Source organism: Marinobacter sp. AN1 (genome assembly GCF_026013985.1).
Lineage (GTDB): Bacteria > Pseudomonadota > Gammaproteobacteria > Pseudomonadales > Oleiphilaceae > Marinobacter > Marinobacter segnicrescens.
Genome location: NZ_CP110342.1, coordinates 1,825,106 through 1,846,980, shown reverse-complemented (window position 1 = coordinate 1,846,980; position 21,875 = coordinate 1,825,106). Strand labels below are relative to the sequence as shown.

Annotated in this window: 20 protein-coding genes and 2 pseudogenes; 8 read left to right on the top strand and 14 right to left on the bottom strand. The window is 54.5% G+C overall.

From position 1 onward, the window contains the following. Positions 1–12 precede the first annotated feature (12 nt). Positions 13–375, top strand: coding sequence for a hypothetical protein (locus tag LJ360_RS08475; protein ID WP_264995838.1), 363 nt, complete (start codon positions 13–15; stop codon positions 373–375). An 18-nt stretch (positions 376–393) separates the two neighbouring features. Here the strand turns inward: LJ360_RS08475 and lgt are convergent, their stop codons facing one another. From lgt to LJ360_RS08410, 13 genes and pseudogenes are all read right to left on the bottom strand, one after another. After that, on the bottom strand, positions 394–1,194 hold the full coding sequence (gene lgt / locus LJ360_RS08470) for a prolipoprotein diacylglyceryl transferase (protein WP_264995837.1): 801 nt from the start codon (positions 1,192–1,194) through the stop codon (positions 394–396). 48 nt (positions 1,195–1,242) lie between these two features. Beyond that, positions 1,243–2,325, bottom strand: coding sequence for an IS630 family transposase (locus LJ360_RS08465; RefSeq protein ID WP_264993966.1), 1,083 nt, complete (start codon positions 2,323–2,325; stop codon positions 1,243–1,245). Positions 2,326–3,226: 901 nt separating this feature from the next. After that, positions 3,227–3,685 (bottom strand): ATPase, encoded by a 459-nt coding sequence (locus tag LJ360_RS08460; protein ID WP_264995836.1) that lies wholly within the window; start codon positions 3,683–3,685, stop codon positions 3,227–3,229. Positions 3,686–3,715: 30 nt separating this feature from the next. After that, positions 3,716–4,365 (bottom strand): annotated as a pseudogene (locus tag LJ360_RS08455) (isoprenylcysteine carboxylmethyltransferase family protein). Beyond that, positions 4,358–4,561 (bottom strand): DUF2933 domain-containing protein, encoded by a 204-nt coding sequence (locus LJ360_RS08450; protein ID WP_230715835.1) that lies wholly within the window; start codon positions 4,559–4,561, stop codon positions 4,358–4,360. Before LJ360_RS08450 ends, LJ360_RS08455 begins: the two are co-directional and overlap by 8 nt. 173 nt (positions 4,562–4,734) lie before the next feature. Then, a complete protein-coding gene (locus LJ360_RS08445) occupies positions 4,735–5,121 on the bottom strand; it encodes a DUF302 domain-containing protein (RefSeq protein ID WP_264995835.1) in 387 nt (128 codons plus the stop codon). A gap of 27 nt (positions 5,122–5,148) precedes the next feature. Further along, positions 5,149–7,505 (bottom strand): annotated as a pseudogene (locus LJ360_RS08440) (heavy metal translocating P-type ATPase). Beyond that, positions 7,498–7,725, bottom strand: coding sequence for a hypothetical protein (locus LJ360_RS08435; RefSeq protein ID WP_022990675.1), 228 nt, complete (start codon positions 7,723–7,725; stop codon positions 7,498–7,500). The pseudogene LJ360_RS08440 and the gene LJ360_RS08435 overlap by 8 nt, the downstream one beginning before the upstream one ends. A gap of 27 nt (positions 7,726–7,752) precedes the next feature. Continuing rightward, a complete protein-coding gene (locus tag LJ360_RS08430) occupies positions 7,753–9,108 on the bottom strand; it encodes an APC family permease (RefSeq protein ID WP_264995834.1) in 1,356 nt (451 codons plus the stop codon). Between the two features lie 11 nt (positions 9,109–9,119). Next, positions 9,120–9,473: a hypothetical protein gene (locus LJ360_RS08425; protein WP_094625993.1), complete on the bottom strand. Its 354-nt coding sequence runs from the start codon at positions 9,471–9,473 to the stop codon at positions 9,120–9,122. Between the two features lie 152 nt (positions 9,474–9,625). Then, entirely contained in the window at positions 9,626–10,375 is a 750-nt protein-coding gene (locus tag LJ360_RS08420) for a copper resistance protein B (protein WP_058340741.1), read from the bottom strand. Then, positions 10,372–12,153 (bottom strand): copper resistance system multicopper oxidase, encoded by a 1,782-nt coding sequence (locus LJ360_RS08415; RefSeq protein WP_264995833.1) that lies wholly within the window; start codon positions 12,151–12,153, stop codon positions 10,372–10,374. Before LJ360_RS08415 ends, LJ360_RS08420 begins: the two co-directional genes overlap by 4 nt. An 89-nt stretch (positions 12,154–12,242) precedes the next feature. Further along, positions 12,243–12,776, bottom strand: coding sequence for a plastocyanin/azurin family copper-binding protein (locus tag LJ360_RS08410; protein WP_091855151.1), 534 nt, complete (start codon positions 12,774–12,776; stop codon positions 12,243–12,245). A 203-nt stretch (positions 12,777–12,979) separates the two neighbouring features. Between LJ360_RS08410 and LJ360_RS08405 the strand changes: the two genes are divergently transcribed. The 3 genes from LJ360_RS08405 (at position 12,980) to dmeF (ending at position 16,045) form a co-directional block, all read left to right on the top strand. Further along, a complete protein-coding gene (locus tag LJ360_RS08405) occupies positions 12,980–13,648 on the top strand; it encodes a response regulator transcription factor (protein WP_264995832.1) in 669 nt (222 codons plus the stop codon). Continuing rightward, complete coding sequence (locus LJ360_RS08400; protein ID WP_264995831.1) at positions 13,632–14,996, top strand: sensor histidine kinase; 1,365 nt, start codon at positions 13,632–13,634, stop codon at positions 14,994–14,996. The genes LJ360_RS08405 and LJ360_RS08400 overlap by 17 nt, the downstream gene beginning before the upstream one ends. Before the next feature lie 125 nt (positions 14,997–15,121). Next, positions 15,122–16,045 (top strand): CDF family Co(II)/Ni(II) efflux transporter DmeF, encoded by a 924-nt coding sequence (dmeF, locus tag LJ360_RS08395; RefSeq protein WP_264995830.1) that lies wholly within the window; start codon positions 15,122–15,124, stop codon positions 16,043–16,045. A 30-nt stretch (positions 16,046–16,075) separates the two neighbouring features. Here dmeF and LJ360_RS08390 read toward each other — a convergent pair whose 3' ends face one another. Further along, entirely contained in the window at positions 16,076–16,354 is a 279-nt protein-coding gene (locus tag LJ360_RS08390) for a metal-sensing transcriptional repressor (protein ID WP_264995829.1), read from the bottom strand. Positions 16,355–16,867: 513 nt separating this feature from the next. On the opposite strand from LJ360_RS08390, the gene LJ360_RS08385 reads away from it, so the two are divergent. The 4 genes from LJ360_RS08385 (at position 16,868) to LJ360_RS08370 (ending at position 21,824) form a co-directional block, all read left to right on the top strand. Then, positions 16,868–17,602 (top strand): HupE/UreJ family protein, encoded by a 735-nt coding sequence (locus LJ360_RS08385; RefSeq protein WP_413774407.1) that lies wholly within the window; start codon positions 16,868–16,870, stop codon positions 17,600–17,602. Between the two features lie 15 nt (positions 17,603–17,617). Next, positions 17,618–18,310 (top strand): hypothetical protein, encoded by a 693-nt coding sequence (locus LJ360_RS08380; RefSeq protein WP_264995828.1) that lies wholly within the window; start codon positions 17,618–17,620, stop codon positions 18,308–18,310. 728 nt (positions 18,311–19,038) lie between these two features. Beyond that, positions 19,039–20,682, top strand: coding sequence for an LTA synthase family protein (locus LJ360_RS08375; protein WP_264995827.1), 1,644 nt, complete (start codon positions 19,039–19,041; stop codon positions 20,680–20,682). Between the two features lie 113 nt (positions 20,683–20,795). Next, positions 20,796–21,824 (top strand): IS630 family transposase, encoded by a 1,029-nt coding sequence (locus LJ360_RS08370; protein WP_264994463.1) that lies wholly within the window; start codon positions 20,796–20,798, stop codon positions 21,822–21,824. Positions 21,825–21,875 lie beyond the last annotated feature (51 nt).

Sequence of the window (21,875 nt, the reverse complement as noted above, 5' to 3'; positions counted from 1 at the left end):
CTTTTTGAAGGCATGACGGAAGCGCCTCACGGTGCTGTCATCTGGTTATGCACTCGGGCCGCCGTCGGCGATGCCAATATCGCGTTTTTTGCCTATGGGGTTGCAGCATTGGCGGTACGAAATCTGTTCTGGATACAAGGACCCTGGCGGAGCCTCGCCCTGGGGAGTTTTCTGGCTGCGGGGTTGTTGGTCACCGTGCTGTTTGAAACCTGGGCTACCGGTGCCGGCGAACGCTGGCAATACAGCGAATCAATGCCTGTATTGCCACTGCTTGGCACCGGGGTTGCTCCGATATTACAGTGGGTATTGATTCCCCTGGTTTCGTTTTATTCCACGCGCTGGATGTACAGAGGATGGCTCAAAAAGGAACAATAACCTGCCTACAGGTTTCCTTCAGCTTTCCGCCATCGCTGTACAAACAACAGGCTGACGCCTGGACCAGCCAATCAAGCCGATGCCCGCTATGATCATTGGTAATGTCAGCAGCTGCCCCATGGTCATCCAACCAAAGGCCACAAATCCCAGCTGCGGGTCCGGAAGGCGGACAAACTCGACGGAGAAACGGAACGCGCCGTAGAGCAACAGAAATAAACCGGACGCAGCGCCATTTCGCCGGGGGTTACTGGTAAACCACCACAGCACCACAAACAAAACGACACCTTCCAGCGCGAACTGATACAAAGAAGACGGGTGCCGGGGTGCTGGCCCCATATGAGGAAAGGCCATAGCCCACGGCACCTCGCTGACTCTGCCCGGCAGTTCGTGGTTTATGAAATTACCCAGGCGCCCGGCACCCAGACCGATCGGAACCAGCGGCGCGATGAAGTCGGTAATTCTAAGAAAACCCAGGCTGTACTTGCGCGCAAAGACAACAACGGCAACCAGCACCCCGGCAAAACCACCATGAAAACTCATGCCGCCCTCCCAGATTCTGAACAGCCAGAGTGGGTTGGCCAACAACTTGTCGAAATCATAGAACAGCACGTAACCGAACCGCCCGCCAAGTATTACGCCAACTGCACAGTAGAAAACCAGCGTTTCGATGGCGTCGAAACTCAACCCCAAGCGGTGAGCCCTTCGGCGCCCAAGCCACCAAGCTGCCAGAAAACCAACAAGATACATCAGGCCGTACCAATGAACTTGCAATGGCCCCAGAGAAATTGCCACGGGATTAATGTTTGGGTATGAAAGCATTCAACCTCTTCCTGGCGTGGTTACTAGTGTCCCGTCTGGGTAATTCGTTTATTTATCATTAATGACACTCAACTTTGCTCGCGCCACTGAAGTCATAATCGATTCTGCGCTTTTGTGCCAGCGGAAGGGCTTTGCCAGCTTCTCATTATGAGTTTGGATAAAGCGACGAATCGCCTTCTTCAGTTCGCCGACACTGGTAAAAATGCCACGGTACAAAGCACGGCGTTCCAGTTGACCAAACCAGCCCTCCACGGCATTCAGCCAGGAGGCGCTGGTTGGTGTGAAGTGAAGCTTGAACCGGGGATGTTTCTCCAGCCAGGCTTTTACCTCTGGTGTTTTATGAGTCGAGCTGTTGTCCAGAATCAGATGAAGGTCCTGCTCTTTCGGTGTTTCTCGATTAATCTGTCGCAGAAAGTCGAGAAACTCTTTGGCTCGGTGGCGTTGCGTAATGCGCCCAATCACTTCGCCGTTCAGAATGTTCAGAGCCGCGTATAAGCTGGTCGTGCCGTGCCTCTTGTAATCGTGGGTGCGACGCTCGATCTGGCCGGGTTTCAATTGCAACTTTGGTTGAGTGCGATCCAGTGCCTGGATCTGCGTTTTCTCATCAACAGACAGCACCAGGGCGTTATCCGGCGGATTCAGGTACAAACCGACAACATCGAAAACTTTATCAGCAAAGTCCGGATCATTGCTGATTTTGAAAGTTTTCAGCCGGTGCGGTTTCAGGTCAGCGGCTTTCCAGATCTGATGCACTTGCCAGCGACTAACACCGGCATATTCGGCCATCAACCGGACGCTCCAGTGGGTTGATTCCTTGGGCAGCTTTTTGACCGTGTCATCAAGAATTGCCTTAACCTTTTTCTGATTCAGCTTTCTGGGTTGCCCGGGTCTTGGTGCATCCTGAAGACCGCTCAGGCCCTGTTCGGTGTAACGATTACGCCACTTGAATACCGTGGCCGTCGTGGTTCCCAGTCGCTCAGCAACGACTTTGGGTGATTCACCGGCATTCAGGGCCAAAACGATTCGCGCTCGCAGAACGAGATTCTGACTCAGCGTGCTTGTTCGCAACCAGCTTTCCAACTCCAGTTGATCGTTTACCGTAAGATTAAAGGGAGCTGGTTTCCGGGCCAAAACAGAGTCTCCAAACTCGTGAATAATAGCTCGAATTATAGCATATATGCGCTTAGGAAATACCCGGACGGAACACTAGTCCGCTACGCTAAGTATCGATGTGGGATTTTAGGTTTATCATCCCAAAATATATCGACTCTATACCTGCGAAAGGTTTTCAATTATTACATTAGCTTCGCGTGGATGCCTTTTTCCCGAGAAGTTGGCGTCAATCATCATAGCTCGACTGACGCCAAACATAATTTACTTAAAAATATTTATATTGGTTATCTTTCGTGATGGGAACGATTTTTCGCGTTTTTAGTAGGTACATGCATTTTGGCATGAAAATTCTCATGTCTGACATGGATCTCATCGTGCATTTCATGCATTTTTTTATGTTCCATTTTCAGCTCCGTTGTTCGACCTTCAGGGCTTTGTGCTTGAGCAGGGAAACTGCGAGCTTCATTGACCCTGTCGGCCAGCCCCCGCATTAGCGGTCATTGAGACTGTGAAAGCAAGGATTATGATTACAAATAATTTATTCATGTCGCGTCTCCATAAATTCGGATGGGTAATTCAGGCTGAATTCAGTTTCGACTGATTTAATGCATCTGTCAGTGGCTTTATTGATGTTCATCAAGCCGGGCCATTGTCTTCTTGAGTTAACTTTGCCACAGACACCTCTGTGGCTTTTTTTAATTCGCACTCGATATAATAAATTCTGACAGTAAATTATTTTTTATAATCCTCAAGAGGGCATCATCCTATTTAACTATATTAGATCACTCAGAGCTGAAACTGACCTGAAATTCTCAAAAAACTAAACAAAGAGTTGATAGATTGCTGTGGTTTTTAATTGAACCAGCTTTCAATAACCTTTCGTTTTCGAAATGACGACAATCGACTTGCGTTTCAGGCATTAAAGGTCGTCCATTCGGCCTATCTGACGGGCCAGTCGCATGGATTCGTTCTTCTCCATCTCCAGGAGTGCTGCCAGCAACTCCCGGGCCTCTGGGATTTCCGCTTTCTCCCAGAGGGTTTGGTACAGATCCATCACTTGCCCATGAAAATCCATAACCTCACGGTAGATCCCCTGAAAATCCAGTTTGCCATAGGGCTGGTCACAGGTGCGGTGGGTTTCTATCGGGTTGTGTTTAAGGTAGTCGTAGACCCGGGTCTCAAGTGTATTGCGGGCACTTTGACGCTCAAACTCATCGATAATCCGGGCCAGCTCCGCTTCGTGGGTTGAGAGATACTCCAATAGCGCCTTTGCTCTCTCCTCTTCGTTAGCCGTCGCACAATGCCCAAGACAACTTGCCAGGTTCTGGTGCAGGTCCCGGGTCCAGTCAATCAATTCACCGAACGTTCTGATGTCCATACTGATACCCTCTTCTGGTTCAATAGCCCATTAAATGCGTTGCTTCAGGTCGCAAAGACTCGGGATAAAACGCGGTGTGTTAGCGGCATACTGTCGCCACGTGTCTCCGAAGACCTTTTCGACCTCCTGCTCCTCATGAACGGACAACCGGGAATACATCCAGAGAAGCACCGGGAACATCGCCAACGTGAGCAGTGTCGGCCATTGGAGAAGAAACCCAAACATGATCGACACAAAGCCAACGTACTGGGGATGACGAACCCAGGCGTATAGCCCTGTCGTTGCCAGTTTGCCCTCTTTCTGGGCGGCATAGAGAGTTCGCCAGCCAGCCGCAATCAGATAGAATCCCCCGACAATGAAAGCCGTGCTCAGCAAATGAAACGGCCCGAAATGTGGAGAGCCCTGCCACCCGAACAGCATTTCCAGCAAATGCCCGCTGTTGTGGGAAAACCAGTCCACATCCGGATAGCGAGTCTGCAACCAGCCCGCCAGGAAATAGAGTGTCAACGGGAACCCGTACATTTCCGTGAACAAAGCGACGAGAAAAGCGCTGAACGCCCCGAACGACCGCCAGTCCCGCTTCGTTTGAGGTTTAAAAAAGCTGAATGCAAAAAGATAAAGACAGCAGAGTTCAGAATAACGAGGCTCCAAAGTCCATAATTCGTCGCCTCGCTACTCACGGTCGTCGTCCTTTTGTTGGGCGTGTTGATGCGTGCCATGACCGCCATGCATGAAAATATGCATCAATGGGCAAATCAGGAGAATCAACCAGGGTAAGGCCCCGAGTATATGAACTTTATGCTCGCCCCAAAGGAGCACCAGGGCGATCACACCGAAGACAGATAAAGTGATCCAGTACCGACGATTAAATTCCATACCCATCGCTCCAATAATTGAAAGTCTTGGCTTTGGGGTCTGGCGACCTGCCAAAACACTTCTTCTTGGAGTTAATCACGGTGAGCTGAATTCAAGCTGAACGGTCTGGATACACCCTGTGTAACTTGATCGAGGTCAACTGATCACGATCTCAAACAACCGATGGCGCCGCCTCAGATACCTGCTATAACCTCGGACAGTGCCTCCCTGACCTTACCGGCAACCTGTTTCAGTTCGCTGTTTTCAATCGCCGTCATTGAAGCTACGGGATCTATCGCGCTGACTTCGATACCTTCAGACGTTTCCCGCAGAATGACATTGCACGGCAACATGGCCCCTACCCGGGGCTCTACACCAATGGCTTCCCACGCCATAGCAGGATTACACGCTCCAAGGATCCGGTACGCGGGCATTTCCTTGTCAAGCTTCTCCTTCATCGTGGCTTTGACATCAATTTCTGTCAGCACCCCGAAACCGTGATCTGTGAGGGACTGACGAGTTCGCTTGTCAACTTCCTCGAAATTGGCACCTTCTATAATGCGATCAATCGTGTACGGCATAGGTATCTCCAACAAATCCGACGTATATCACTTTGGTCCGAGCTTGATCACTCTCAGGCGCAGCGCATTCACGATCACGCTGACCGAAGACAGCGACATAGCCGCCGCCGCAAAAATCGGTGACAGCAGGATGCCGAAAAACGGGTATAGAACGCCGGCCGCTATCGGCACACCCGCAGAGTTATAGACAAAGGCAAAAACAAGTTCTGCCGGATATTGCGCATGGTTGCCAGCGACAATCGACGTGCTTCCACAATGCCCATGAGATCGCCGCGCAACAGGGTAATGCCGGCGCTTTCGATGGCCACATCAGTGCCCGTGCCCATGGCTACGCCTACATCGGCGGTTGCCAGAGCCGGAGCGTCGTTCACCCCGTCACCAGCCATCACCACAACACGGCCCTCATCTTTCAGGCGCTGAACGATCTTGCCCTTATCCTCCGGAAGCACTTCCGCTTCCACTTCATCGATGTGCAATTTACGGGCAACCGCCTCGGCCGACGTCCGGTTGTCGCCGGTGAGCATGACGACTCGGATGCCGTCTTTCTGCAGTGCAGAAATAGCCGCTTCAGTGGTTTCTTTCACCGGATCGGCGATGGCAAGCAAACCGGCCACTTTGCCGTCTACGGCCGCGAAAATAACAGTCGCCCCATCCTGGCGGAGCTGGTCGGCTTCGCTTTCAAAGTCCGCGGTGTCCACATTTTCCGCTTCCATCAACAGCCGGTTTCCGAGCAATACCCGTCGTCCATCAATCCTACCGGTGACGCCCTTCCCATTGGGTGAATCAAAATCTTCCGCGTCCGGTAGTTTCAAGCCCATGGTCTTTGCTTTATCGAGAATGGCGTGGGCCAGCGGATGCTCACTGCCCTTTTCCAGGCCGCCGGCGAATCGCATGAGCTCATCCTCGCTGCCCCCGGCAGCTGGCACCAGTTTGGTCACCTGAGGTTTGCCTTCAGTCAGTGTGCCCGTCTTATCCACCACCACGGTGTCCACTTTCTCCATGCGCTCAAGTGCTTCGGCATCGCGGATCAGCACACCGCTCTGAGCACCCCGCCCAACACCGACCATAATCGACATGGGCGTTGCCAGCCCCAAAGCACAGGGGCAGGCAATAATCAGCACGCTCACCGCAGCAATCAGACCGAATGCCATCGGGGGTGTCGGCCCAAGCAACGACCAGGCTATAAAGGCGATAATGGCGATCACGATCACCGCAGGCACAAAATAGCCCGCGACCTTGTCGGCCAGGCCCTGAATGGGCGCGCGGCTGCGCTGGGCGCTGGCCACCATCTGCACAATCTGGGACAGCATGGTGTCCCGGCCGACCTTGTCCGCCCGCATGATGAAACTGCCCTGCTGGTTAATGCTGCCGCCGATCACCTGGTCACCAGATTTCTTGCTGACTGCCAAAGGCTCGCCGGTCACCATGGACTCATCCACGTTGGAGCTGCCTTCGAGCACCTCGCCGTCTAGGGGAACCTTGTCGCCCGGACGCACCCGCAGGCGGTCGCCGACCTTGACCTGATCCAGCGATACATCGGACTCACCGCCATCATCGTCCAGTTTCCTGGCCGTTGCCGGCGCCAGATCTAACAGAGCCTTGATGGCCCCGGAGGTTTTCTCCCGGGCGCGCAATTCCAGCACCTGTCCAAGCAGCACCAGCACCACAATGACCGCTGCCGCCTCAAAGTACACTGCCACTGAGCCGTCGGCCTGCCGGAAAGCGCCCGGGAATACCTGGGGCGCAAGTGTGGCGACCAGGCTGTAGATCAGGGCCACGCCGGTACCAATGGCTATCAGCGTGAACATGTTCAGGTTACGGCTAACCACGGATCTCCAACCCCGGACGAAGAAGGGCCAGCCGCACCAGAGCACCACGGGCGTTGCCAGCACCAACTGAATCCAGTTGGACATCTGTGGAGCAATCATATGGTCAAGCCCGGTCAGATGCCCGCCCATTTCCAGGACCAGTACAGGCAAGGTCAGCACCAGCCCGATCCAAAACCGGCGGGTCATGTCCGTAAGTTCTGCAGAGGGGCCATCATCCAGGCTCACCTGCTCGGGCTCTAGGGCCATGCCGCAGATTGGGCAGTCCCCTGGCCCTTGCTGCCGAATCTCGGGGTGCATGGGACAGGTATACATAGTGCCCGGCGCTACCGGCTCTTGCTGTTTCTTTTCCCAATCGAGGTACTGCTCAGGGTCCTCGTCGAATTTGGACTGGCAACGCGACGAGCAGAAGTACCAGGTTTTACCGCCATGCTGGCTGCGGTGTTCCGCGGTATGCGGATCGACTGCCATGCCGCAAACCGGATCCTTGGCGGTGTGCCCGCCAGGTTCTTTATCGGCGTGGTGATCGTGGTCATGGGCGTGATGGTGCTCAGCCATTCTGATCTCCTGTTTTATCGGCGGGCCAGTCTGCAAATGCAATGAAATACAGCAGAACCAGATTGACGATAGGGATCAGTATCAGTACACCCATCCACCCCGGATACCCCGTGCGCTGGCAAATACGCCAGGCCGGAATGACGACCACAATGGCAATCACCAGCATCCACAGCCAGTGGCCTGCCCACATGGTGTTCCCGAACATGTTATCTCCCATCATGGCAATAGCCTCTCTTCCTGATTCTGGTTAATGGTGACGATGCGCGTGACTCTCTTCCTGTTTCGCTTGCGCGGATTCCGGCGATCTTTTCAGGAAAATCTGCTCGGAGACTGCAAGCACAATCATGGTGACCACTGCCACGCCAATGACGAACGGGTCCGTATTCAGTTTTACCCAGACAAAGCCGCCCAGAGCCAAAAGATCCAACAAGATGGCTATAGTTGGCACCCAGGTGTTGGCCTTGATGTCTTTGCGAAGATAGCGCAGTACACCCCAGTGAATGGCAATGTCCATAATCAGGTAAAACACGATACCCAGCGCGGCAATTCGTGACAGATCAAAGAAGGCGGTGAGGATCAGCCCCAGGACAACGGTATACACCAGTGTGTGTTTCTGGATGCTGCCGGGCATGCCAAAATGCCGATGAGGAACCAGTTTCATCTCCGTCAGCATGGCCAACATGCGGGACACAGCAAATACACTGGCCAGAATTCCTCCCGCCGTGGCCATCATGGCAATCGCAACAGTAAACCAGACGCCGTATTCGCCGAGAGCGGGGCGTGCAGCAGCGGCGAGAGAGTAATCCTGCGTTTCGATAATTTCAGCCAGAGATAGATTGCTGGCGACCGCAAATCCCACCAGCGTGTAGATCACCACACAGGCGGCAATGGAAATCACGATGGCGCGCCCAACGTTTCGCTTCGGGTCGATGACTTCCGAACCACTGTTGGTGATGGTCGTAAAGCCTTTGAACGCCAGAATCCCCAGTGCGGTTGCGCCCAGGAAGTTGCCCAGCGTTCCGGCTTCACCGGGCTCCGAAAAATCAACCGAGATTGAGTCGGCAATCCAGACCCCGACCAGACCGAAAATCAGTATGCCGCCGATTTTCAGGATCCCGATAAAGGAAGCCACCCCTTGAATCATCCGATTGCCCAGCAGGTTGATCAGAAAGGCCGCAAGAATGAGCGCCACGCCGAGAATGGGCACCATGCGGCCACTGTCATCCCCGCCGAAAAGTTGCATGGTGTAAGAGCCAAAGGTGCGGGCCAGGAAGCTCTGAGCGATGACCATGGAAAAATACATCAACAGGGCGTTGAAAGCCGTTGGCAGCCGGTTTCCGTAAGCCTTGTGCAGGTACATGCCGATACCGCCGGCGGACGGGTAGGCATTGGAGATCTTGATGTAGGAATAGGCGCTGAAGCTCACAATCACAGCCGCAGCGAGAAAGGCCAGCGGGAAAAGTACGCCGGTCATCTGGGCCATCTGCCCGGTAAGTGCAAAAATACCGGCGCCAATCATGACGCCGGTACCCAGCATGACTGTCCCTGGTAAAGTGAGACTGCCCTCCTGGTAGCGGGTAGTTCGATCTTCCTCCCTGTTCATTCAACCTCCTGTTATTTTTTCATGGGTGGAATCTTGGAACAGCAGAACGGCTCATGCTTGGCATTTGCCCGGACGTTGTCGTCGGTAACCCGGTACCAAGCCAATTTGCGCCGGGTCCACCATCCGGTTTTCAATTGGCCACCGTAAGCCTTGATCAGTTCCAGTAATTCATCGACGGACCAGTGGGTTCCGTCGTACGTCACCTGCAATGTGCCATTTGGCTTACGCTCGGCGAAATCAACGCAGGGGTGGCGATTAAGATCGTGGATGAGCCCATCCCACTGATCCTCTCCAAGCCCCTCGACGGCCATTTTTCGGCGCAACAAAAACTGCTCCTGATTGGTTGCTTTGTGTGCTTTGGTCATGGGGTGACACCTCTCTTCCTGATGACTTCTCCCTGTATCAAAACACTTCAATCTGAACTGCGGCTGAAAATGGACACAGACTTTCGGTGGATTTGAGTTACATCAAATCATAGACGAAAAAGGGCCGTGGGTTTCCCCATGGCCCATCAGCATCAGAATGCGATTCGAGCGCCGATCACGGCAAACCAGTCTTCTGTGCCACCGCCGTCCGCCTCGGCCAGGTCGGCGCTATCGCCATACTTACGCTCGTGCACCACACCCACGTAGGGTGAGAACGCACGGTCGATCAGGTCGTAGCTGAGCCGGAGGCCGGTTTCGGTGGAAACCAATCCCTTGCCGACGCCGATCTCTTCATCCTCACTGAACGCTACTGAGGCATCCAGCGTTGCCGCCAGAATCCAGTAGTTGGTGAACAGCAATTCGTACTCAGCGTCCAGTTCAGCTGACGTATCGCCATCCTTGCTGACATACAGATTTGCATCGATCTCAAACCATTGGGGCGCCAGCCCGGCCACACCGAGAACCGCATACGTACGGTCCGGCCCCTCGGGCGTATCGAAACGCACGCCCGCTTTGGCGTCGAAGAACTTGGAGATAGGGATCTGGCCGACCAGCTGGTTTTCCAGCGTTTCGTAGGCCTGCTCCTCTATCTCGTACTCCCCGGTTGTGAGCAGCCGGACTTTAAAGTCGTCGGTGCCATAGAAGGCATCCGCATTCCAGACGCCCAGCTCCTCGTCATCGTCGCTGTAGCGGTACTCAAATTCCTCGAATTGAACGCCCCAGGTTGTGAGCGGCTGTTTTCGAGCGGTCGTGTCGGAGATCATTTCCTGAGCTGTCACCGCCGTTGAGACACCAATAGAGGCAAGGAAGCTGACTGCGACAATTGATCGAATACAGCTCATACCTCACCTCCATCTTTGGCAATCACGTCTGTTTTGGCCTGCGTCGACTCTGGCCCACCTTCAACAATGACCTTGCGGAACATACCAGCGGTCGCGTGATAGGACAGGTGACAGTGGAACGCCCACTGACCGGGCGCGTCGACCTCGGTTTCCATGTAAACCGTGGTGCCTGGCTGCACACTGACCGTGTGCTTGATCGGGTTCCATTGGTCTGCACCAACATCGAGAATGGACCACATACCGTGCAGGTGCATAGGGTGAGTCATCATGGTCTCGTTCACGAATTTGAAGCGAACTCGCTCACCGTATTTGAGACGAATTGGGTCTGCGTCTTCGTACTTGACGCCATTAATGCTCCAGGTGTAACGCTCCATATTACCGGTCAGGCGAAGCTCTATTTCCCGGGTCGGTTCCCGGTCTTCGTACAGCGGATCCTGAGCCTTCAAGTCAGCGTAAGACAGAAACTTACCTCCATTCGCCGCTTTGGGCATGAGGCCACTGCCCTTGGCATAGAAAGGATCGCTTTTATCTTCTTTTCCCATCGTCATGGAACCATGGTCCATACCGGACATACCCGAATGATCCATAGCTTCCATATTGGAATGATCCATGCCGCCCATGTTGGACTGGTCCGTCCCCTCCATAGAAGAGTGATCCATCCCGGACATATCTTCTGAGCTGTCCATATCCATGTTCCCATGATCCATGCCCGCCATGCTGCCATGGTCCATACCAGGCATACCGCCCATATCAGCCATGGTCAGTCGGGCAGCTTCACGCAGTTGCGGCACTGCCGCTTCCATGCCCTCTTCGGGGGCCAGTGTTGCCCTGGCGTATCCGGAACGTCCCATGGATTCGGCGAAGATGGTGTACGCCTGCTCATCCTTCGGACGTACGATCACGTCGTAGGTTTCCGCTACACCAATCCGGAATTCATCGACACTAACGGGCTGAACGTTGTTGCCATCGGCCTGAACGACGGTCATATCCAGACCAGGAATCCGGATATCAAAGTAGGTCATGGCCGAAGAGTTGATGAATCGCAGCCGGATGCGTTCGCCCGGCTCAAAAAGCCCAGTCCAGTTCTGGTCCGGCCCCTTACCGTTGATCAGACCCGTAAAGCCTTGCAGGTCCTCAACGTCCGCTTTCATCATGCGCATGTCGCCCCAGGCCATCCGGTCTCGGACCGTATTCATCAGGCCATTCTTTGACGCGTCCGAGAAAAACTCGCCCACGGTTTGCTGCTCGCGGTTGTAATAGTCCGGCATCATTTTCAGGTTGCGCATGATGCGGTCACCGGAATGGGGGTGTTTATCAGTCAGCTGTACCACGAATTCACGATCGTAGCGGAACGGCTCACGGCCCTCGGGCTCAATGACAATGGCACCATAGGCCCCGTCTGGCTCCTGAAAACCAGAGTGGCTATGAAACCAGTAGGTGCCTGCTTGCTGGATAGGGAATTCATAGGTGAACGTTTCACCCGGCTTGATGCCAGGGAAACTGATACCTGGCACACCGTCCTGATTGAAAGGCAGGATCAGACCGTGCCAGTGAATGGACGTCATCTCATCCAGGTTGTTGGTCACATTGATCTTGACGGTTTCACCTTCCTTGAAGCGCATCACCGGTCCCGGAGATGCACCGTTATAGCCAATACCTTCTTTCACGAAATCGCCGGTATCAATTTCGACCCGATCAACCGTGAGATCATATTCGCCGGCCATAACCGATGTAGACATCAGCAGGCTTAACAACACCGAACCTAAACGGCTTTTCATGCTTGTTACTCCAAATAGCACTGCACCAAGGACCCCACAGGAGAAATACCTGTAGGCCCTCTGCTTCAACGCTTTACTAGTGAGCTGAGTTACTGAACCTTAACGTCACCGTACATCCCTGCCTGGTAATGACCCGGCACATTGCAGGCGAACTCGATATTGCTGTTATCGGAAAACTTCCAGATGACTTCCTGGCTCTGGCCCGGTTCCAGCAGGACGCTGTTGGGGTCGTCGTGTTTCATGGACTGGCCGTTCCCCATGTCCATTTCCATCATGTCGTGGTTGAGTCTTCCGCCCTGGATGACGCCATGCTCGACCATCATCATCATTTCCTCCTGATGGCCCTCGTGCATCTCTGGGGTGCCGATGTTGAATTCGTGAACGAGGTTCCCTTTGTTCTCCACCATGAACCGCACCGTTTCCCCGGGGCTTACGGTGATTGATTCCGGTTCATAGTAGTTGTCGTACATTTCGACTGTTATGGTTCGGCTGACCGCTGAGGCTTTGCCGGGCTCACCACTCGCAGCGCCGTGACCATGGCCTCCACCATGGGTTCCAGCGGCAAAGGCGGTCGCCGACAATGAGATAGCCGCAGCAGCAACGAGAAATTTTGATATGGTCATATATCTTCTCCCTTGAACAGATTTGGCCCTGGAGGCCGGGTTGTCTCACTCAAAACTTGAGCAATATCCAGAAACGGTTGCTACCATCGCTCAGCAACCTGAATCCATGCTGAAAATCGGAATTATTTTTCGTTCAGGCACGATTCAGCTTGGGCAGCAACACTGACGAGCTTTGAGGCTCAATTTGGGAAGGCAGATCAGGAATGCGATTACTTCTGGTGGAAGATGATCCCCTACTGGCGAACGGGCTAAGCGCCCAGCTGGAAAAGGCCGGTTTCAGCGTGGATACCGCCAGTACCGCACGGGACGCCCGGCAACTCGGGCAGCAGGAAAGCTACCGGGCCGGTATTCTTGACCTGGGCCTGCCCGACGGCAACGGTCTGGACGTACTGAGGCAGTGGCGGACGCATAAGGTCAGCTTCCCGGTGCTGATCCTGACCGCCAGAGGAGACTGGCAGGACAAGGTCAATGGACTGAAGGCCGGCGCCGATGATTACCTCGCGAAACCTTTCCAGACGGAAGAACTGATTGCCCGGCTTCACGCCATCGTCCGTCGAAGCGAAGGCCGAATAATGGACACACTGACAGCGGGCCAATTCGAGCTGGACGAAAATCGTCAGACGTTAAGAGCCGGTGACAACATCGAGCATAGCCTGACCGGTACGGAATTCCGTTTGCTCCGCTGTCTGATGAGTCGTCCCGGGCAGGTTTTCTCGAAAGAACAGCTACTGGACCAGCTATACAGCCTCAACGACACACCCAGCGAGAATGTTATCGAAGCCTACGTGCGGCGTCTCAGGAAGCTGGTGGGTCCGGACACCATAAAGACCCGACGTGGTCAGGGGTACCTGTTCGATGCCGATAGCCGCTAGACCTCGTTCAGTCAGGGGGATGCTCCTGATTCTGCTGCTTCCGGCCGGTATTGGCCTGATGGCGCTGGCCTGGATCATCCATGGGGCCTTGCTGGAGAGGATGTCCACGGACTTTGTAGAAAGCCGCCTGAAAGACGAGGTGGCTTTTCTGGAACACCAGATCCGCCAGTCCGGCGGCCGGATTGACACACTCCAGACCGGCGACTACTTCCAGGAAGTGTTCCACCACGCCTTCGCCATTGCCTCTCCGTCCCGGCAGTCCATTTCACCGGAAACCTGGACTCCGGTGCTGAGGCCGTTGCTCTCGTCCGAGCAGGAGGGAGCCGTAAGAGTCCGGGATGCTGAGGTACCCGCTGCGCCCTCCGAGATGCTTGGCTATCGCCGAGCCTTCACGGTCGACGGAAACTCCTTCGTGGTCATTGTTGCCGAGGATATGGAGGCACTTCAGCAAAGTCAGGCCGAACTCCACACCTGGACTGCCGTCGTCTCGTTTTTACTGGTCATTCTGATGGTCGGAAGCATATGGGTGGGCATCACTCTGGCCCTGCGGCCTGTAGTGGGCCTTCGGGCGAGCCTGAAAAAGCTTCAGTCAGGCGATATCTCCCGTATTAACGCAGACGGCCCGGAGGAGTTCCGGCCCCTCGTTCAGCAACTCAATCAGCTGCTGGATTCACTGGATGACCGGTTGGAGCGCTCCCGTGACGCCCTTGCCAACCTTTCTCACAGCGTGAAAACGCCCATAGCGGCTGTCAGACAGATCCTGGAAGACACCAGCCGCCCGCTCGATGAGAACCTGAGACGGGAAATGGCGTCGCGCCTCGACGACATAGATGCTCAGCTGGAGTCAGAAATGCGGCGAAGCCGGTTTGCAGGTCCACAGGTCGGTCAAAGTGCCTGCCCGGTCAAACAGTCCCGGGACCTGCTGTGGATGCTCGGCCGCCTCTACCCCGATAAATCTTTTGAACTGTCAACGGATCTGCCTGAACACCATCGCTGGCCTGTTGAGGAGCATGATCTGAACGAAATCCTTGGCAACTTGCTGGATAACGCAGGCAAATGGTCATCCCGCTGGGTGGAACTCACGCTGGGTGAAGATCAAGGCCGGTTAAAAATCATCATCAGCGACGACGGGGCCGGCGTCTCAGAAACAGCCCGGTCACAATTGGGCAAGCGCGGACTGAGGCTCGACGAACAAACACCCGGTCATGGACTGGGGCTGGCTATTGTCCACGCGATAGTTGAGCGTTATCAGGGGCAGGTTCATTACACGTCCAGTAAGGCGGGAGGTCTTACTGCTGTTGTTGAAATCCCTGGTTCCGATCGATTCGGCAGCCGATCAGGCAACTGACACCTCAACACCTCACTTGCAGCCGCGATTGCGGTGGCGTAGCATTTACCTATCCCCCCCGGGGGGATGTAAATTAGTTAATCGCTACAAAACCTTCCCTCCGCTTTTTTCTCAGGAAGTCTTCTGTGCATCACGAACGATTGAACCACTGGCAACACGATCACACTTTCGGTCAGGACCTGAAGCGCTCCGGTGAGACCCGAACACTCATTGTGGTTGGCCTGACACTGACAATGATGGTCTGGGAAATCCTGGCGGGGATCGTATATGGCTCAATGGCGTTGCTGGCCGATGGCCTACACATGGGGTCCCACGCGGTTGCTTTGGGCATTGCCGCGTTCGCGTACGCGTATGCCAGGAAAAACGCAGGTAATGCCAGGTTCTCTTTCGGCACGGGGAAGGTCAACGCTTTGGGCGGGTTCACCGGTGCGGTTCTGCTGGCGGTCTTCGCGCTCTACATGGTTATTGAGAGCATTGGGCGTTTTATACAGCCGGTCCCGATTTCATTTAACGGCGCAATTTTCGTGGCCATCATCGGCCTGGGCGTCAACGGGGTATCAGCCTGGATACTCGGGGATGCGGGACATGACCATGGCCACAGCCACGGACATGATCACCACCATCATCACCACGACCACAACCGCCGGGCCGCCTACCTTCATGTGCTGGCCGATGCGCTGACATCCGTGCTGGCTATTATTGCTCTGCTGGCTGGTAAATATGCGGGCTGGAACTGGATGGACCCGATGATGGGTATTATCGGGGCCATTCTGGTGACACGCTGGTCATGGCAGCTGTTGAGAGACACCTCCAAAGTCCTTCTCGACGAGCAGGATCAGGACATGGAAGAAGCCGTCAAGCAGGCGGTTGAAGGCGATGAAACCAAAGTCAGTGATTTACATGTGTGGGCGATCGGCCCAGACATCCATGCGGCGATTGTCTCGGTGGTGTCGCACCAGCCCGACTCACCTTCTGCTTACAAGGAGCGTATTCAGGCCCGTTGCCAGTCCCTGGTCCACGTGACGGTGGAAACTCTTCAGTGTGATTAACGGGAATAGCACCGTTTAGGCCCTAACGGGTTAAAGATACCGGGCGATTGCCTTGAATTCATCGACGCGGCGCTGCTGCTCTGGCTCCAGTTGTCCGATGGCGTCGTCCAGGCAATGCTCAATGTGGTCCTGCACCAGTACGCGCTTGGCTTGCTGAATGGCTTTTTCCACAGCGTGAAGTTGTTGCGCCAGTTCCAGGCAGGGTTTTCCCTGGTCCATCATGCCAATCACGCTCTCGAGATGGCCCCTGGCCCGCTTCAGGCGTTTGATAATGTTTGGGTGCGATTGATGCTTGTGATCATTTACCATGTGTAATTCCTATCCCCCATAGGGGGATGGTATCCTCTGCCTTCGTTGAAATCCAACTACCGATTCGACCCACTGAGATTGATGGTTTCGGACCTCCACCAAAGAAAACTGCTTCCGACGCTCCTCATGCTGTTCGCATTGGCGGGGCTGTCACTTTCGGTGATTGGCGAGTCGTTCTCTCACGGCGTGGCTGAGTTGGCTGGTGATGGGGAGTCTGCACTCACCCACCATTCTGTAAGTCATGACGGGCATGGACACAGCCACGATTTTGACGAAGAGCCAGAGGCGTCGTCACTACACCACGACGCTGGAAACCACACCCATGAGACCGCGGACCAGGTAGGGGTACCACTGGTTTCCCAAAGTCTTACCGTTCTCCGGCAACCGGTGCCGTTTGCTGGTGGATCCCCTCGCAGTTTGCGCTACCGACTGGAACGCCCTCCCAAAGCACTCCTTCACGCTTGATTCTTGCCGCTTTCGCGGCCCGAGAAAACAAATTCGATTGGAGTCTTTATGTTGCCAAGCTTACTTGGCGGCTGCTGCGGTGTGTCCTTCACGGGCCCAGGCAGTCGTCTCTTCTGGATATTTCTGACATTGGGCTTGCTGGGTCTGAGCACGGATGTGTTGGCCCATGCTGTCGCCCAGGGCGATAAGGGGTACATCCAGGAAACTACCGGGATAAACCTTATTGCGTTCATCTATCTGGGGGCCAAGCACATGGTCACCGGCTATGACCACCTGCTGTTCCTGCTGGGTGTTATCTTCTTCCTCTACCGCATGCAACACATCGCAATCTACGTGAGCCTGTTTGCGCTGGGGCACTCCACCACCATGCTGCTGGGCGTCTACTTCAACGTGGGCATCAACAGCTACATCATTGATGCGATCATCGGTCTCTCCATCGTCTACAAGGCTCTGGACAACATCGGGGCCTATCAGCGGTGGTTTGGCTTCCAGCCCAACACCAAGGCCGCCACGCTGATCTTCGGGTTTTTCCATGGCTTCGGCCTGTCCACGAAGATCATCGAATACGACATCTCGCCGGACGGCCTGATCCCGAATCTCCTCGCGTTCAACGTGGGCGTGGAAATCGGACAGCTCATTGCCCTGGCCATGATCCTGATCGTCATCAATTTCTGGCGAAAAACCAACGGCTTCTTCCGCCATGCCTACACCGCCAATGTGGCCATGATGAGCGCAGGCTTCCTGCTCTTTGGCTATCAGCTCACCGGTTACTTTGTCGCCTGATTCTGGAGATTCGCAATGTACAACACTGATATACCCAAACGTGAAGAACTGCCCAGCACTGCCAAGCTGATTCGATCCACCATCATCGCAGCCATTGTCGCTCTGGTACTGCTGGTTACCGTCGTCATGCCAGCAGAGTATGGCATAGACCCCACCGGAGCTGGCCGGGCACTGGGGTTGACCGAAATGGGCGAGATCAAGGAGCAACTGGCTGATGAAGCCGCCGCTGACGAGGAGGCGCAGATGGTTGCCGTGCAATCCCCGAGTGATCAGCAGGAGACCGAAACAGTAAACCCTGAAGAACCCACTCAGGAAAAAGCCTCGGCCCCGGAGCCAGTAACATCGGCCGAGGAAGAGCCACAAGTGTCTGAAGCAGTACAAACAGAAAAACCACAATGGCAGGACGAAGTGCGAGTGGTTCTCACGCCTGGCGAAGGTACTGAGTTCAAGCTCACCATGGAGGAAGGTGCTGTCGCTCGGTTCTCGTGGATATCCGAGGGCGGCCCCATCAACTATGACACCCATGGCGACGGAAGCGGCCAGTCAATTTCCTATGAGAAAGGCCGGGGCGTTCCGGAAGACGAGGGCGAGCTGGAAGCTGCTTTCACCGGTAACCATGGATGGTTCTTCCGCAATCGGAACGACAACGATATCACGCTGGTGCTTCGTACTGACGGGGATTACGGCGAGCTGAAAAAAATGCTGTAATACAGATCACCTGCAAGGGGCCGGCTCTGTGCCAGCCCCTTGCTCATCTGGTTTGGCACTCCGCCACTTCAATGCGTCAACCACAAGATAGCTTCCTACGACAACGGCTCAATTGGGAATCACTCCCAGGTACAGAAAATAGTCTGGGGGTACAAATGGGGGCATATATCAAGACAAAAACATTTAATAAAACATATAAAACAAGTTCTTGCGTATACTTATGAGTCCTGCCGGGGGGTACCATTTACCCTTCCGCATCGACCCAGAAGAAACCTCAACCAGCAGTTTTAAAAAATCTTTATTGAACAACGGCGTCCTTATCAGGCCACACTTCGTCACTGAAAATCTGTGCATTCCGGCCCTCAGATTCTTAACACCCTGTTTACCGACATGCTCAACGTGCTAGTAGGACTTTTGACAAATTCCTGACATTTCCACGACCCCTCCCTGACGAACATCCCTCTATCCTTCACGCCTCCGCTCCAGGCCGATTTCTTCCGCTTTTACTTACGAGTGCAGTCATGACGTCATTGTTCATCAGAAAGCAATCCCTCCCCGCTCATGTATATCGTTGGTTCAATTGGGCGGGAGCCTATGCCCCGATACTGATGCTGTTCTGCTCGGTCCTTATTATCGGGGGGCTATCCCGTGCCCTTTTGGTCGCGTGGCAATTTGATCGAGTCCAGCCAACCCCCGTGTGGCCAGACATTTTTCTTCACGGTCTGCGAGTGGATCTGATCATGGCCGGTATGGTGGTAGCACCATTGGTATTGCTCCTGCCGATTATGGGCCACCGGTACAGCTGGGCACTCTGGAAGCGCCTCACGATGCTCTGGGCACTGGTCGTGGTTTTTGCATTTCTGTTCATGGAACTGGCCACGCCGACCTTCATTGCCGAATACGATTCCCGACCCAACCGGCTCTTTATTGAGTACCTGAACTATCCGCGGGAGATTCTGAGCATGCTCTGGGAGGGCTATCTGCCCACCGTCCTGCTGGGCTCTTTCCTGGTCATGGGGTTGACAGCCCTGTTCGCCTGGCTGATGGGAGCATGGGTACGGCAGGCCCGCCCAGGCAACTATCGTAAAATGTTACTGGTGTGGCCGATAGTGGTGGTCCTGGTGTTCATTAGCATCCGATCCACCACGGGCCATCGCCCCGCCAACCCCGCCATGTTCGCACTAACCTCTGACGCCCTGGTGAACTCGCTGATTCTCAACTCAAGCTGGTCCGTTGCGTTCGCGGTCTACAACCTCAAGCATGAGGCGGACGCCAGTGACCGTTATGGCACTATGGAATTATCCGAGATAGTGGACGAAGTACGCGATGAGCCGTGGCTGCGCAATACGCAGTTCAGTTCCGGGCAATATCCGACATTGCACCACCAGACCCCGGCACGAACCCGGCCGCGACCACTTAACCTGGTGATTGTGCTGGAGGAGAGCCTTGGTGCGACCTTTGTTGAATCCCTGGGTGGCCGACCGGTGACCCCGCGCCTGGAAGCCCTGAAGGGTTCGGGCTGGTGGTTCGAGAACCTTTACGCCACTGGAACAAGATCCGTTCGCGGCATCGAGGCGGTGGTTTCTGGCTTCCTACCCTCGCCGGCACGCAGTGTCGTAAAGCTGTCCCTGTCCCAGACCGGGTTCTTTACGCTCGGGGAATTGTTGAAAAGAGAGGGCTATGACACTGGATTCATATACGGCGGGGAGGCGCATTTCGACAACATGCGCAGCTTCTTTACCGGCAACGGTTTTGACTCCATTGTCGACCAGCAGGATTACGTTGACCCGGTGTTTACTGGCAGTTGGGGAGTCAGCGATGAAGACCTGTTTGAAAAGACCCACCAGGACCTCAAGCAACTCCATGCTTCGGGGAAGCCTTTCTTCCGTCTGGTGTTTTCGTCCTCGAACCACACCCCTTTCGAGTATCCCGACGGACGCATCGATCCCTATGACGCGGAAAAAAACACCGTCAATAACGCTGTCAAATACGCGGACCATGCCCTGGGTGAGTTTATCGAATCCGCCAGGAACAGTGCCTACTGGGAAGATACGCTATTCCTGATCGTTGCCGACCATGACGCAAGGGTGTGGGGTGACGAACTGGTACCCATCAAGAACTTCCAGATTCCGGGCCTGATACTGGGCGCCGATATTGAAAGCAGGCGCATCAGGACAGTTACCAGCCAGATCGACCTTGCGCCGACGCTGCTATCACTCATGGGCATAGCGAGTGAACATCCCCTGGTGGGCCGTGACCTGGCAGCGTTTCCGGACGAGCCCGGGCGGGCAATGATGCAGTTCAACGATTATTATGCATGGATGGACCAAGACTTTAACGTAACTGTGTTAGACCCGATCAGAGGCCTTTAGCTGGTGTTTATTCCAATCAAAGCGAACAGACCACTTACTAATGGGTACAAAAGTAAGCGAACATCATTTATAATGTAGCGGTCGTTTGCCAAGCTTATCGGATATCTACACACATGCGCCACGATGACGGTCGTAAACTTGATCACAAAACATTAGAAGCCATTCGCGTTCGCGCCGTTCAACGAGTCATGGATGGCGAGAGCCCGGAAGTCGTCATCAAAGCGCTTGGCATGAGCCGGGCACGAATTTACGAATGGCTGGCTGCCTACCGAGAGGGTGGCTTTGACGCACTTAAGGCCAAGCAAATTTCTGGTCGCCCCAAAAAGCTGAGCGGCGCTCAGATCCGGGAGCTGTATACCTGGATAACAACCTTTACGCCGGACCAGCTGAAGTTTGATTTTGCCCTGTGGACCCGGGGTCGTGTGCGTGAGCTCATCCGGCAAAAGTTCAACGTCCGGTTAAGCGATGTCTCGGTTGGTCGTCTGCTTCGAAACCTGGGGCTGACGCCCCAGAAACCACTGCATAGGGCTTACCAGCAAAAACCAGAGGCCGTGAAGCAGTGGAAAGAAGAGACCTACCCGGAAATCCGCAAGGAAGCCAAAAAAGTCGGTGCCACCATCTACTTCGGTGATGAAGCCAGTATCCGGTCTGATTATCACAGTGGCACGACCTGGGCGCCCAAGGGTGAAACTCCGATCATCCGCAATACCGGCAGTCGCTTCAGCATCAATCTGATCTCGGCCATCTCACCTCGCGGTGAGCTTCGCTTCAAAACGATTCAGGGCACCATGAACACCGATGCGTTTCTCGGTTTCCTCAAGGCTCTGGTGCAAGACGCTGACAAGCCGGTTTTCCTGATCCTCGATAACCACCCGGTTCACCATGCTCGTCGCGTTCGCGAGTATGTCGAGAGCCTCGACGGCAAGCTCAGGCTGTTCTTCCTGCCGCCGTACTCGCCGGAGCTGAACCCTGATGAGTCTGTTTGGGGCTACATCAAATACCACCACGTCGGTAAAAAGATCATCAACAGTAAAGAACAACTTCGGAGCATTGTTTACCGGCAGCTTCGGCGCTTGCAGAAATTGCCAAAGCTATTGAAATCGTTTTTTGGTCATCCGGACCTGGCTTATATCTCTGGATGATGTTCGCTTACTTTATTTCGGGTTAGTATGTTGACTTGGAACCGCCTGCAA